This window comes from Nostoc sp. NMS4 (genome assembly GCF_017115095.1).
Classification (GTDB): domain Bacteria; phylum Cyanobacteriota; class Cyanobacteriia; order Cyanobacteriales; family Nostocaceae; genus Nostoc.
Genome location: NZ_JABXKI010000431.1, coordinates 1 through 13,047 on the forward strand (window position 1 = coordinate 1; position 13,047 = coordinate 13,047).

General features: G+C 41.2%; 14 protein-coding genes. 7 read left to right on the forward strand and 7 right to left on the reverse strand.

The window, feature by feature from the left end; all coding sequences use genetic code 11:
• Together HWQ37_RS34100 and HWQ37_RS34105 are read left to right on the forward strand one after the other, a co-directional pair.
• On the forward strand, positions 1 to 1,560 hold a 1,560-nt coding region (locus HWQ37_RS34100; RefSeq protein ID WP_292755746.1), incomplete at its 5' end, for an Hsp70 family protein.
• Positions 1,561 to 1,761: 201 nt separating this feature from the next.
• On the forward strand, positions 1,762 to 2,760 hold the full coding sequence (locus HWQ37_RS34105) for a J domain-containing protein (RefSeq protein ID WP_292755748.1): 999 nt from the start codon (positions 1,762 to 1,764) through the stop codon (positions 2,758 to 2,760).
• Here HWQ37_RS34105 and HWQ37_RS34110 read toward each other — a convergent pair.
• Positions 2,749 to 3,114, reverse strand: coding sequence for a type II toxin-antitoxin system Phd/YefM family antitoxin (locus HWQ37_RS34110; protein ID WP_292755749.1), 366 nt, complete (start codon positions 3,112 to 3,114; stop codon positions 2,749 to 2,751). The two genes, HWQ37_RS34105 and HWQ37_RS34110, sit on opposite strands and share 12 nt — an antisense overlap.
• Positions 3,115 to 3,253: 139 nt before the next feature.
• On the opposite strand from HWQ37_RS34110, the gene HWQ37_RS34115 reads away from it, so the two are divergent.
• Both HWQ37_RS34115 and HWQ37_RS34120 read left to right on the forward strand, forming a co-directional pair.
• On the forward strand, positions 3,254 to 3,778 hold the full coding sequence (locus HWQ37_RS34115; RefSeq protein WP_292755765.1) for a J domain-containing protein: 525 nt from the start codon (positions 3,254 to 3,256) through the stop codon (positions 3,776 to 3,778).
• A gap of 31 nt (positions 3,779 to 3,809) precedes the next feature.
• Positions 3,810 to 4,082 carry a DUF3143 domain-containing protein gene (locus HWQ37_RS34120; RefSeq protein ID WP_292755750.1) on the forward strand — a complete coding sequence of 91 codons (273 nt, stop codon included), beginning with the start codon at positions 3,810 to 3,812 and terminating at the stop codon, positions 4,080 to 4,082.
• Positions 4,083 to 4,291: 209 nt separating this feature from the next.
• Here the strand turns inward: HWQ37_RS34120 and HWQ37_RS34125 are convergent, their stop codons facing one another.
• Positions 4,292 to 4,849, reverse strand: a complete 558-nt coding sequence (locus HWQ37_RS34125) for a methylmalonic aciduria and homocystinuria type D protein (RefSeq protein WP_292755752.1) — start codon at positions 4,847 to 4,849, stop codon at positions 4,292 to 4,294.
• Between the two features lie 170 nt (positions 4,850 to 5,019).
• Between HWQ37_RS34125 and HWQ37_RS34130 the strand changes: the two genes are divergently transcribed.
• The gene (locus HWQ37_RS34130; protein ID WP_292755753.1) at positions 5,020 to 5,172 is read left to right on the forward strand and encodes a hypothetical protein; all 153 of its coding nucleotides are present in this window, start codon (positions 5,020 to 5,022) and stop codon (positions 5,170 to 5,172) included.
• Here the strand turns inward: HWQ37_RS34130 and HWQ37_RS34135 are convergent.
• The 4 genes from HWQ37_RS34135 to HWQ37_RS34150 form a co-directional block, all read right to left on the reverse strand.
• Positions 5,158 to 5,364 (reverse strand): glycogen debranching protein, encoded by a 207-nt coding sequence (locus HWQ37_RS34135; RefSeq protein ID WP_292755754.1) that lies wholly within the window; start codon positions 5,362 to 5,364, stop codon positions 5,158 to 5,160. The two genes, HWQ37_RS34130 and HWQ37_RS34135, sit on opposite strands and share 15 nt — an antisense overlap.
• 146 nt (positions 5,365 to 5,510) lie before the next feature.
• A complete protein-coding gene (locus HWQ37_RS34140; RefSeq protein ID WP_292755755.1) occupies positions 5,511 to 6,164 on the reverse strand; it encodes a MotA/TolQ/ExbB proton channel family protein in 654 nt (217 codons plus the stop codon).
• Positions 6,165 to 6,239: 75 nt separating this feature from the next.
• A complete protein-coding gene (gene rsmH, locus HWQ37_RS34145) occupies positions 6,240 to 7,124 on the reverse strand; it encodes a 16S rRNA (cytosine(1402)-N(4))-methyltransferase RsmH (protein WP_292755756.1) in 885 nt (294 codons plus the stop codon).
• Positions 7,125 to 7,497: 373 nt separating this feature from the next.
• On the reverse strand, positions 7,498 to 9,408 hold the full coding sequence (locus tag HWQ37_RS34150; protein ID WP_292755758.1) for a M48 family metallopeptidase: 1,911 nt from the start codon (positions 9,406 to 9,408) through the stop codon (positions 7,498 to 7,500).
• A 362-nt stretch (positions 9,409 to 9,770) separates the two neighbouring features.
• On the opposite strand from HWQ37_RS34150, the gene HWQ37_RS34155 reads away from it, so the two are divergent.
• On the forward strand, positions 9,771 to 10,955 hold the full coding sequence (locus tag HWQ37_RS34155) for an NAD(P)H-quinone oxidoreductase subunit H (RefSeq protein WP_094330473.1): 1,185 nt from the start codon (positions 9,771 to 9,773) through the stop codon (positions 10,953 to 10,955).
• Positions 10,956 to 11,010: 55 nt separating this feature from the next.
• Here HWQ37_RS34155 and HWQ37_RS34160 read toward each other — a convergent pair whose 3' ends face one another.
• Positions 11,011 to 11,178, reverse strand: a complete 168-nt coding sequence (locus HWQ37_RS34160; protein ID WP_292755760.1) for a hypothetical protein — start codon at positions 11,176 to 11,178, stop codon at positions 11,011 to 11,013.
• Positions 11,179 to 11,215: 37 nt separating this feature from the next.
• On the opposite strand from HWQ37_RS34160, the gene HWQ37_RS34165 reads away from it, so the two are divergent.
• Positions 11,216 to 13,047 (forward strand): phospholipase D-like domain-containing protein (locus HWQ37_RS34165; RefSeq protein WP_292755763.1); only part of this gene is annotated, 1,832 nt, incomplete at its 3' end.

Consider the following 13,047-nt stretch of genomic DNA (forward strand, 5'->3'; position numbering starts at 1 on the left):
GCATCTTTGGCTTATGGATTAGATCGGGGTGACACGGAAACTATCTTAGTATTTGACTTGGGTGGTGGCACTTTTGACGTGTCGATTTTAGAAGTAGGCGATGGGATATTTGAAGTCAAGGCTACCAGTGGAGATACACAACTTGGTGGTAACGACTTTGACAAAATAATCGTAGATTGGTTAGCAGAGCAATTTCTGGAAACAGAAGAGGTAGACTTAAGACGCGATCGCCAAGCTTTGCAACGTCTGATGGAAGCTGCGGAAAAAGCTAAAATTGAGCTTTCTGCTGTCAGTGTCACCGACATTAATTTACCCTTCATCACTGCCACCGAAGATGGCCCGAAACATCTCGAAACTCGTTTAACTCGTTCCCAATTTGAAGGCTTGTGTGGCGATTTGGTGGGAAGATTGCGGACACCAGTGAAACGCGCCCTCAAAGATGCCGGACTTTCACCTAGAGACATTGAAGAAGTTGTGTTAGTTGGCGGTTCTACACGAATGCCAATGGTAAAGCAGCTTGTGCGAGACTTAATTGGTACAGAACCCAACGAGAACGTCAACCCTGATGAAGTGGTGGGAGTAGGTGCAGCAATTCAAGCAGGTATTCTCGCCGGCGAACTAAAAGATGTGCTGCTTTTGGATGTCACACCCCTTTCTATGGGATTGGAAACTATCGGCGGGGTGATGAAAAAACTTATTCCCCGCAATACGACAATTCCTGTACGTCGTTCTGACATTTTTTCCACGTCTGAAAATAACCAAAACACTGTGGAAATTCACGTAGTCCAGGGCGAACGGGAAATGGCAGCAAACAACAAGTCTTTAGGGCGGTTCAAGCTCTATGGTATCCCACCCGCGCCACGAGGAATTCCGCAAGTTCAGGTGTCATTTGATATTGATGCTAATGGGATTTTACAGGTAACAGCCTTAGATAGAACCACTGGGCGAGAGCAGAGTATCACCATTCAAGGCGCTTCCACCTTGAACGAGTCGGAAGTGAATCGGATGATTCAAGACGCTCAAAAATACGCCGATGTCGATCGCGAACGTAAAGAGAGAATAGAAAAGCGGACTCGTTCGGAAGCGTTGATTTTCCAAGCAGAACGACAACTTCGAGAAGTAGCGCTGGAATTTGGTATGCAGTTTGCCCGCAGCCGCCGCCAAAGAATTGATAATATTTGTCGAGACTTAAAAGAGAGTCTTAAAGAAAATAGCGATCGCGGTATCGATCAAGCCTACGCTGACTTGCAAGATGCTCTTTATGAGCTAAATCGGGAAGTCCGCCAGACTTATGCTGAGGATGAAGACGACGATTTATTTGGGACTATCCGTGACATCTTTACTGGCGGTGATAAAGAACGCGATCGCGAATCTCCCAGAGATACATATCGGGAACGCGACTCATACAACCAAGACTATGGCAAAGATTACGGTAAAGACTATGGCAGAGATTATAGCCGCGATAATCGTTCTTCCTCTTATGAAAGCCGTCCTCCACGCAAATCTCGTCCCAGCTACCAAGATAACTGGGATGATGAAGAAGACAATGATTGGTTATAAGAAAAGTTAGGAGTAAATCAATTTTGGATTTTAGATTTTAGATTTTAGATTTTTCCTTCAATCCAAAATCCCAAATTTCAAATCCAAAATTGGTAGAGTTAGGACTCAAAAGTGAAAAGTGAAAAATTAAATCTTTCAACTCCTAACTCTTAATTAATCCAAAATCCAAAATCTAAAATCTAAAATTTAAACAACTGAACTATGCAAAATTTGCCGAACTTTCGTGATTACTACGAGATTTTAGGAGTATCTAAAGATGCCTCTGGTGAGGAAATTAAAAAGGTTTATCGGCGGTTAGCAAGGCAATATCACCCCGATCTGAATCCGGGTAATAAAGAATCTGAGGAAAAATTTAAGGATATCGGCGAGGCTTATGAAGTTCTTTCCGATCCAGCCAAGCGATCGCAGTACGACCAGTTTAGCCGCTACTGGAAGCAAAAAGGCTTTGCAGGTAACAAACAAACGCCAAAGGCTAAAACTTGGCAGAGTAGCCAAGGCGATCGCAACGGGAATCAGGACGTTGATCCCAGCCAATTCTCCGACTTTGAAAGCTTTATTAATCAAGTTATTGGTGTCAAAAATAAGGGTGCAGCAAGTAATTCTAGTAATGGCAATACTACCGATCCGTTTCGTTCCCCTAGAACAAAAGTTGCCTATACCGTTAACAACACCCCACCTCGCACAACCCGCCGGGATATAGAAGCCAGATTGACTCTACCACTAGAAAAAGCTTATCAAGGCGGTAATGAACGGATTCGTTTAGAAGATGGGCGATCGCTAGAAGTTAATATGCCTCCAGGGATGGTAACAGGTCAAACCATCCGTTTACGGAACCAAGGCGTTGGTGGTGGCGACCTATACTTAAAAATTACCGTTGAACCTCATCCATTATTTAAGTTAGAAGGTTTAAATATTGTCTGTCAAGTACCTGTTACTCCCAGCGAGGCAGTTTTAGGAGGACAGGTAGAAGCTCCTACTCTTGATGGGCCTGTGAAAATGACCACCCCTCCCGGAGTTAGGTCTGGTCAAAAATTTCGGCTAGGGAATAAAGGCTATCCTAGTGATGATGGTAAACGTGGCGATCAATTAGTAGAAATTCAGATAGTTACGCCGAAAAATATTAGTCAAGAAGAACGGGAACTTTACGAAAAGTTACGGCAAATTGAAACCTTTAAACCCCGTGCTGATTTAATCCGTTAGCGAATCGCTGTTAGCCAAATCTTGCTGTCCTCGTGCTTTAATATTTGCAAAAAAAGCTGGAAGTGACTCGTCGTTATATTCAGTATACTGTCCACTATCGAGTTGCTTAATACCAATGTCAATCTGACTGCGTAACGCTTCTAACTTGAGTTTTTGCAGTTCTTCTTCAAGGCGTTGGAGTTCATCTATCATCTGTTGAAACGCTTGCGCTTCATGCACTACAACCTCAGCTTTCCCATTTACCGTTAGTACAAGCGGAGACTTTGTGGCCTTGATTCGCTCTACGTAATCTTTGGCATTGCGCTTAAAGTCGGTAAGAGTTTGAATATTTTCGAGATTAATTTTGATCTGCATCGCATCTAATTAAATGCTTTATTAAGATATCTTATCAAATGTTAGACCTGCTGTGTCTTCTCCAATTCATAAAGGATTTAAAATATAAAAAATATCTTTGAGCAAAGTGACTCAAACAGATGTGAATCAAAACGGGGGAATGCCACAAAGCAGCGAACCAACTTATTACTCCCTGCTAGGACTGCATCCCTGGGCATCGGTAATTGACATTCGTCGCGCTTATCGGCAACTGAGCAAACTCTATCATCCTGATACTACAGACTTGCCGACTGCGATCGCTACTCCCAAATTTCAGCAAATCAACGAAGCTTACGCCACCCTTAGCCATCCAGAACGCCGATTAAGCTACGATTTAAAAATTGGCTATTCCCGCTTTGGAGTGATTCAACCACCCCCTGATTTGAATCATCCCGTCTCACGTTCTCATGACTGGTCAAAATCAGCTTACCTCGATGCGAGCGATCGCCCCTTATCATCTGGCGAAATCTTTGCTTTATTTATGCTGGTGTTAACATTTGTAGGTTGTCTGTTATTAGCAGTTGCCATTGGCTTAACTCGTGGTGAGGCTGCTTTCCAAGCCCATAAGTTGCAATCAGCTACATCTGTACAACAGCAGATGAGCTATATGTCGCAACTAATTACCTATGCGATCGTTAAAAATTAAAAAATTCCCTAATCCAAAATCTAAAATTCCTATGCTTCTTCTTCCCTCTGATACTCCCCTATATAATCACCCCCTGCCACAAATTGAACAGTGGCTAAAAGAGCAAGGCTGTCAACAAGACGAAACACAAAGGCATTGCTGGCGTGTACAGCGCCCTAGTTGGCAAGCTGAATTATGGCTTGATGTTGAGCAAATTGTAGTGCGATATGTTCAATCTGGGGAAAATGGACAAGATATTCAACGCTCATTCAAGTATTCTCTTAGTCGGGATGATGTAGAACAAGCTGTGTTTTCTGGGCCATAAGGCAATATGGTTCAGTTAAGGTTTTACCTTTATCAAAGTGATATTTTTTTAACGAACCGCCTTCGCGTAGCGTCTCGTAAAGAAGGCGCAGAGAGAAGAAAGAGAAGGAAAAAATTGCTTAACTGAACTGTATTGCCCTATAACAAGAATTATGTATCAAATTTTGTTACATGCTCACTGACTAATGACTAATGACTAATGACTAATGACTAATAATTAATTTCTTTCCACCCATGCATGGATGCTATGCCTTTTGTAACCCATTCGATTGTAATTGGGGGAGCTTCTGATATCAAAATACTAGGATAAACTGCTGCGCCCCAATCGGGATGAATTAACACACGGCATTGATTTTTAATCACCGGATAGTTGAGTAAAGCTTTGACAACTGCTGTATCGTCGTGGGGAATCGCTCCGGGATGGGACAGTAAGGGATAGCCTGTACGAGGGTCGATTAGGTCGGTTAAATAGCCGCGATCGCGCAGATTAAATGCTAAATCACAGCCAAATCTCATAAACTTTTCTCGTAAGCGTTCTTTTTCTGACTCTACTTCTGCTGTTTTTTCGACTAATTGATAACGCGATTGCTGTAAGACAATCACTACTCGTAAAAATGGCTGCCGTTTCCAATCTGGTAATATCCGTTCGCAGTTGGCACAGATATATTGGCTGGGAGCATGAATTGAAATTTGAACCGCTTGTCCTGTTTCGCCAACTAAATTAATGGGACAGGCTTGCTCCGAAGTGTAAACTTTGGGATAGTTCACTAAATTGATTCGGCTTATACAAGTTTTTTAATTTAATCTACGCTATAGATGATACCTCTTAAAAGTTAAGAAAAATCATCATTTTTCTATAATATGTTACTTTTTTTGGAAGCAGTTACTAATAATTTCAGAAATTTAATCCGAATTTTATCCTTTATTAACCTGTTCTGATGGAATTTGCCGCGATCGCTCTAGGTATTGGCATAGATGCAGCCTTTAGTAGACGAGCGATGCCTACTAAAGGCTACACCTACGCTGCGGAAATTTGTTCGATTAAAACCCCAAAAAATCAACTCCATCTCACCCAATTAATTGAGTTTTAAAGAATTCACCGGCACTTCATCCCAAGAATTGACTATCCGCAATCGCGCCACCCAACCTGCTGCTTTTTGGGTTTTGGTCAAATTATTCTCAAAAGAATCATGGCAATCTTTAGCTTGAGATTCATTACAAGTGGCAATACAGGCATGAATCATCCCAGACGGATCAATTTGCTCATTTACCCAAATAGTCATAGAATATTTCCTGAATCACTGTAGTTAAAAAAACTATTCGTCATTTTAGAATACTATTAGAGTCAAAAGTTTTAGAGTCTAATCGGTAACAAATAGTGAACTAATCACAACTACCGATTACTAATTTACAATTACCGAGTTCCGCTTCATTTATTTGGCACATAGAATCTATCTCCTCTTTCGTAGCGACGGCGGTAGAGTAATTCTAACTGTCCACCATATTCTTGAATCCAGGCAATCTGGCGTTGGTAGAGTCCCCGGAAGGTATTAGCAAATAATAGTGTAAAGATTGCCACTACCAACCCTGATGCTGTGGATACTAAAGCTTCACTAATTCCAGATGTCACGCCTGTTGTTTTACTACCTCCCACATCTCCGATATTTAGAGAAGCAAAGGAGCTAATTAATCCTAAAACAGTTCCGAGAAGTCCTAACAGGGGCGCAAGGCCAATAATTGTCTCAAAAATATTTTGCGATCGCTTCAGTAAGGGAATTTCGCCTTGGGCTTCACTTTCTAATGCCAAACGAAATTCCTCTGGTGTCGCCTCCTCTAATTCTAAAGCTGCTAAAAAAATTCGAGCAATGGGTAAATCAGTATTTTTCTGCAATTTATCTAAAGCACTAACTACATTATCAAGGCGATAAAGCTGTAGCACCTCTCGCACTACCTTGTTTTGCCGATTACTTATCCTTACCCAAAAAATGATCCGTTCAATAATTAGCGCCACCCCTAACAAAGAGAACCCCAGCAGAGGCCACATGACTACGCCACCTGCTGTAAATATATTATTAATTTCCATCGATTCTTTTTTAACTCTTCAACAACGCTAGATTAGCAGATTGTTGAGATGGAGTTGTTTAAGGCTGCATTGTAGTTAGAGCAACTTTTCAGCTATCCGCAGTTTAGCCGATCGCGATCGCGGATTCTTAGCAATTTCCTCTTCTTGAGCAATAATTGGCTTTTTTGTCAAGACTTTTAATAAAGGTGAATTTCTTAAACCGTGTTTTACCGGGCGATCTTCTAGACTGTGAAAACTGATAATTGCAATCCTACCACCAGGAACAAGGGCGTTTGGTGCTTTATCTAAAAAGGTTTCTAGGGATTTTAACTCATCGTTGACAACAATTCGCAGAGCTTGAAAAACGCGAGTAGCGGGGTGAATTCTGCCATAACGATATTTTGGGGGAACAGAAGAAGCGATCGCATCAGCCAATTCTATAGTCGTATGCAACGGTCGCCGTTCTACAATACGACGAGCAATGCGCCGTGATAATCTCTCCTCACCGTACTTAAAGAAAATATCTGCTAATTCTGCTTCATCCCAATTATTAATCACATCAGCAGCAGTTAGCGATCGCCCTCGATCCATTCGCATATCTAAATTTGCAGCTTGACGAAAGCTGAAACCCCTTTCGGCTTGATCTAAATGGTAAGAACTCACCCCCAAATCGGCTAAAATCCCATCGAAAGTGTTAGGGGGAAATTCGTAGTCAGCAAAGTTGCTATAAATAAATTGTATGCGATCGCTAAACTCTGATAATTCTTTCGTTGCTGCTGCTAAAGCATCCTCATCTTGGTCAATCGCCGTTACCCGCACATCCGCCGCAGCTTCTAAGATTAGGCGACTGTGACCACCACCGCCTACCGTCACATCAAGATAATGACCTCCCGGACGCACCGCTAAACCTGCAATCACTTCTTGCGGTAACACTGGGAGATGGGAAAATATCGGTTCTTCAATAGCTAGCTGACGATTCATGAGACTTAGGGCAAAAAACCACAGATGAACCTTAATTATGTATTCTTTTGTTTGTGTCTTTGTGTGTTCCTAGCTAAAAAATAGTTTTTAAACCACTAGGGTGTGTTTTCAAAGTCTTAGATCCCCTCAACTCCCTGATAAATTGGCTGCGGTGTAAACACAAGTTTTAAATAGCTGATTAACCAGGGTTTTACCCCACCCTAACCCTCCCCTTGCAAAGGGGAGGGAACTAGATTTCCGGTTTCCCCCCTTTGCAAGGGGGGATTAAGGGGGGTAATTCGACTTGTGTATAGACCTTTTGAAGGGGGATTTAGGGGGATCTAATCGACACTCAACGTCAGCTTTGGATGTTAAGCTTTAAGCATCTATACTGCTATTTTTTACCTTTCTTTTGATAAATCATCGAATTTGGTATCCGTTTTAATTTTTTCTCCATATTTAAATGGCTATTTAAAATAAAAATGAATACATTTCCGAGAAATTCGTTTTTCTCTAACAAGCTGTTTACAAGTTTAGAGTGATCTGTTTCACGAATACCTTCTAAAAAGCTCACTTCTCGCTTCAAAGCTAGAACGTAAAATGGTTTTTCAGGAAAAAATTGCATAGTTTTTTGCACCAAATAAGCAATTTTTATATCCGGGTGATGAGAAAACTGCTGAAGAAGCTTATTTAACTCTATATCTGAGACATTATGAGATTCAAGCTTATCATTTTCTCTCACGCCGGAACGTTCTTGCTGTGCTTTCAAAATTAATTCATGATAATTTATAGCACGTTCTTGATAAGATTTTGCTTCATTAATTTTTCCTTGTTGTTTAAGAAAAGAGCAAATTATCTGACAACCATCTATGACTATACTTGAATCTTGCTCTATTGCCTGATCAATGTATTTTATCCCGGTTGCATCCTGTTTGTGTAATAAAATCTGCCCTAGTAAATAATTAGCTGAGACATTGCGATCGTCACGATGAAGAATTTCATGTAATAGTGGCATAACCGCTTCTTCACCCTCAAACTCCAATGTCAAAATTGCTCGTTGACTAGCTTCTTCTAAGGTTAGCTGTTGTTTTTGCGATTTGTGATTTAAATCTTTTAGCGTAGCTATTGATTGTTGCGATTCAGCATATTTTTGTCGCCAAGGTGTTGCTATTTCTTCTCGCCAAGCTTGACTAAAATGTGCGATAAACTTTTCTAACCTAGCTCCCAAAAATTCTTGAGCAGCACTGATTTTAATTGGTGCAGATATGGTTACTTCTTTTTTCTCATTTGGGGAGTATCCCAATGCTTTTAGTCTATCTGTCAGGCAAGGATGAGTATCAGCGTTATTAGTTTTTTCTGCTAATGCTTGCATGAAATAAATACTTGCTTCCTCGTGAGCAACTTTCTTACTTAAAGCTTCTTGCATAGCCGCATAAGTCATTTTTGGCGGCTCAATTTCTGTCTGTATTTGTTTATAAACACTAGACCAAAAATAATCTTCCAGAAATCTCGCTTTCACTTCCACATTTATCAAAGCTTTAGCAGTATTTTGCTCTCCCGTTAGCTCAACAGCACATCTATCTGCTTCATATTCATCCATCCGCGCCAACACAAAAGAATAGGCATTAAAAAACGGGATATACCATGATAAAAACCACTCAAAGATTAACCATGATACTTCATTTCCACTTTGTCGCAGTCCTTTAGCAAGGCGATACCAAGTTTGACGTTGGCGATAAATCCAACCACTAAAACGGCTGTGATTTCCTGATAAATGTCCTAGTTCATGGGCTAAGACGGCACGAAATTGTTCGGGTGGTAGTGCTAGCATGAGCGGTAGACCTAGAATTAAGTAATTTTGCTGCCATCCCAGCAAACCTAAGCGTGGTCTTTGGACAACTGCTGCATTAAAATCGTTGGTCAGTAAGATATGGTGAAATCTTGGAGCTTGTAGCTTCGATGAGATTTCGTTAGTTAAAGAATAGAGATTGGGTACATCCTTGGATTGTAGCGGTAAACCTGTAAGTGCGGGAAAAGAAACCCAAAGCGATCGCACTAACACCAATGCGAACACCAGCAAAAATACAAGACCTTTCAGAGAAAAGGCATTAACTGAATGAGCGTTAAGCATCGTAAAGACAATACCTACCAGCAGAGTTAACGTTACAGCGAGAACCAAAAATATATATGCGTAACCTAAAGTAGCCAAAAAAGCAACGTGCAATTTATAAAGATGGGGTTGCTTGTTAGCAAAAACTTCTAACTTCTGAATTAGCCTATCAAAACGCTCTTGATTGAAAGCCATAAATATGTATCAGCCTCATAAAACTGTAATATAGCTGACACAATATCTCTATAGCTTACGTAAAAACTCAGAAGTCAACGAATTTTGGATTTTAGATTTACGATAGCGTAGCGTTAGCGAGTCCGCGAGCGTCTTTTGGATTGACCTTTATGCGTAAGTTCTAAGATAAAAAAATTCGATGCCTTAATTAAGTGCATATCAAGCTTCCATATAATAGTTGAAGAAGTGCAACAAAATTAAACATCAAATCAAATCCCTCCTCCCAAAACCCTTACTTTGGCTTGAGAAACAAGATAAATTGGGTCTAGTTGGCATCTGCGCGGTTGAATTCAATATTTTCACGAACGGAGAACAGGAAATCTATGACCAGACTAGAAACCCGCACTGAACCGATGGTGCTAAACATGGGGCCACACCACCCTTCAATGCACGGGGTTCTGCGGCTAATCATGACTCTGGATGGCGAGGATGTCGTTGACTGTGAACCAGTTATCGGCTATTTGCACCGGGGAATGGAAAAAATTGCTGAGAACCGCACTAATGTAATGTACGTTCCTTACGTTAGTCGCTGGGACTACGCGGCGGGAATGTTCAACGAAGCTGTAACTGTTAACGCCCCAGAAAAACTTGCAGGTGTCGCTGTTCCCAAACGCGCTAGCTACATCCGCGTTATTATGCTGGAATTGAACCGCATCGCTAACCACTTGCTGTGGTTTGGCCCCTTCTTAGCTGACGTAGGCGCACAAACTCCCTTCTTCTATCAGTTCCGGGAACGGGAGATGATTTATGATTTGTGGGAAGCCGCTACAGGTTATCGGATGGTGAATAACAATTACTTCCGCGTTGGTGGAGTAGCAGCCGATTTACCTTACGGTTGGGTAGATAAGTGTTTTGAATTCTGCGACTACTTAATACCCAAAGTTGATGAGTACGAACGCTTAGTAACCGATAACCCCATCTTCCGGCGACGTGTTGAAGGTATTGGGACTATCACCCGTGAAGAAGCAATTAACTGGGGACTTTCTGGCCCAATGTTACGCGCATCTGGTGTGCAATGGGATTTGCGGAAAGTTGACCATTACGAATGCTACGACGATTTCGACTGGGATGTGCAGTGGGAAACTGCCGGTGATTGCTTTGCCCGTTACGTGGTGCGGATGCGGGAAATGCGCGAATCTGTGAAAATTCTTCGCCAAGCACTTAAAGGACTTCCTGGCGGCCCTTACGAAAATTTGGAAGCAAAACGTTTAGCCGCAGGTAAAAAATCTGAGTGGGATGCTTTTGATTACCAATTCATCGGTAAAAAAGTTTCTCCTACTTTCAAGATTCCCAAGGGTGAAATCTACGCCCGTGTCGAAAGTGGCAAAGGTGAATTGGGAATTTATCTGGTTGGCGATGATAATGTCTTCCCTGCACGTTGGAAGATTCGTGCAGCAGATTTCAACAATCTCCAAATTGTTCCACATTTACTGCGCGGCATGAAGGTTGCAGATATTGTGGTGATTCTTGGCAGTGTTGACGTGATTATGGGGTCTGTGGATAGGTAGAGTAAATATCTAAGTACTTTTTTAGAGCAGTTGCATAATACAACTGCTCTTTTTTTTAATTTTTGAAGACGCGATAAATCGCTGTATTTAGGAAGAAGACGCGATAAATCGCTGTATTTAGGAAGAAGACGCGATAAATCGCCGTCTGCACAATAATCAATCCTTTGTAGAGACGGCGATTTATCGCGTCTCTTGTTTCTGGCTGGAAAAATTTTTTACTCATATAACAAAGGTACGAAATATTTATAGGGTTTTGAGTAATGCCCCGGATTTTTGACAATATTGATTTACAATTGCTACCGATTTTACGAGAAACTCTCAAAGTCTCTTATCGGGCAGATTTTTGTGTTGGCTACTTCAATCTTAGAGGTTGGCGGAGAATTGATGATTTAATTGAACAGTATGTTGGTAGTGAAAATGCTTGTTGTCGTTTACTAATTGGGATGCAGAGTTTGCCCAGTGATGAAGTTCATGCGGCATTTTCTCTGAGTGGTGTTGATGGACGGATTGACAATAGTAGCATTGTGCGGTTTAAAAAACGCATGGCGGCGGAATTTCGCCAACAGTTGACTATCGGTGCGCCGACTAATCAGGATGAAGCGGGGTTGCGGCGGTTGAGTCATCAGCTAAGAAGTCAGAAATTAGTTATTAAACTGTTTCTGCGTCATTCTCTCCACGCTAAGTTATATCTTGTGCATCGCCATGATGCCAACACTCCTACAGTAGGATTTTTGGGTAGTAGTAATTTAACTCTTCCTGGACTGGCTAAACAAGGGGAGTTGAATGTTGATATTTTAGACCATGATGCTTGTAATAAGCTGCAAAAATGGTTTAGCGATCGCTGGCAAGATTACGGGTGTGTAGATATTTCTCTAGAATTGGCGGAAATTATCGATCGCAGTTGGGCTAGAGAGGAGCTAGTCTCACCCTACTATATCTACCTGAAGATAGCTTACCATTTATCTCACGAAGCGATCGCTGGACTTTCAGAATTTCGTATCCCCCGCGAATTTAACAACTTATTTGACTTCCAAAAGGCCGCCGTACAGTTAGCAGCACGTCATGTAACTAGGCGTGGTGGCGTATTAGTGGGTGATGTGGTCGGTTTGGGTAAAACTTTAGTTGGAACTGCTTTAGCTAAGATATTACAAGAAGATTGTTTTTTAGAAACATTAATTATTTGCCCAAAAAACTTAGTGTCAATGTGGCAAGAATATGTAAATAACTATCGGCTACTTGCCGAAGTTATGCCCATTAGTCAAGTACAAAATAAATTACCAAAGCTCCGCCGTTACCGAGTTGTGTTAATTGATGAAAGTCACAATTTACGTAACCGCGAAGGTAAACGTTATCGAGCAATTACAGAATATATTGCAGCTAACGAAAGTAAATGTATATTATTATCTGCGACTCCTTACAATAAAAGTTATCTTGACCTTTCCGCCCAACTCCGGCTATTTGTTCCAGAAGACCAAGATTTAGGATTAAGACCAGAAGCTTTAATTAATGAACTTGGTGGCAGTTCTATCGGAGAATTAGAGTTTATTAGAAAGCATCAGTGTTCAGTCCGTTCTTTAGCGGCTTTTGAAAAAAGCGAACACCCTGACGACTGGCGAGAATTGATGAAGCGTTACATGGTGCGACGCACTCGCTCTTTTATTAAAGATAATTATGCCCACACAGATGAAACCGAGCGGAAATATTTAGAATTTGCTGATGGGAGACGTTCTTATTTTCCTCAACGTCTACCTCGGAGTATTAAGTTTCCTTTAGAAGGTTCTCAAACTGACTTTTATGCTCGTCTTTACTCTGAGTTAGTCGTAGAAGTAATTAATAAACTTAATTTACCTCGTTATGGTCTAGGAAATTACGTTATTGCTAAACCCAAACTCCCGCCTACAGACATCGAACAACGCTTTCTTAATAGCTTATTTCGTGGCGGTAGGAGGTTAATGGGTTTTTCTCGCACTAATTTATTTAAACGTTTAGAAAGTAGTGGTGTTGCGTTTATTCAATCCATTGAACGCCATATATTACGGAACTTCATTTATTTGTATGCTTTAGAACAGGGGTTTGATATTCCCATTGGAAC

Bases quoted from the DNA above. Each gene is read 5' to 3' on its own strand.
- HWQ37_RS34105 (WP_292755748.1), top strand. From the start codon at position 1,762: ATGCAAAATTTGCCGAACTTTCGTGATTACTACGAGATTTTAGGAGTA.
- HWQ37_RS34110 (WP_292755749.1), bottom strand. From the start codon at position 3,114: ATGCAGATCAAAATTAATCTCGAAAATATTCAAACTCTTACCGACTTT.
- HWQ37_RS34115 (WP_292755765.1), top strand. From the start codon at position 3,254: ATGCCACAAAGCAGCGAACCAACTTATTACTCCCTGCTAGGACTGCAT.
- HWQ37_RS34120 (WP_292755750.1), top strand. From the start codon at position 3,810: ATGCTTCTTCTTCCCTCTGATACTCCCCTATATAATCACCCCCTGCCA.
- HWQ37_RS34130 (WP_292755753.1), top strand. From the start codon at position 5,020: ATGGAATTTGCCGCGATCGCTCTAGGTATTGGCATAGATGCAGCCTTT.
- HWQ37_RS34135 (WP_292755754.1), bottom strand. From the start codon at position 5,364: ATGACTATTTGGGTAAATGAGCAAATTGATCCGTCTGGGATGATTCAT.
- HWQ37_RS34140 (WP_292755755.1), bottom strand. From the start codon at position 6,164: ATGGAAATTAATAATATATTTACAGCAGGTGGCGTAGTCATGTGGCCT.
- rsmH (WP_292755756.1), bottom strand. From the start codon at position 7,124: ATGAATCGTCAGCTAGCTATTGAAGAACCGATATTTTCCCATCTCCCA.
- HWQ37_RS34150 (WP_292755758.1), bottom strand. From the start codon at position 9,408: ATGGCTTTCAATCAAGAGCGTTTTGATAGGCTAATTCAGAAGTTAGAA.
- HWQ37_RS34155 (WP_094330473.1), top strand. From the start codon at position 9,771: ATGACCAGACTAGAAACCCGCACTGAACCGATGGTGCTAAACATGGGG.
- HWQ37_RS34160 (WP_292755760.1), bottom strand. From the start codon at position 11,178: ATGAGTAAAAAATTTTTCCAGCCAGAAACAAGAGACGCGATAAATCGC.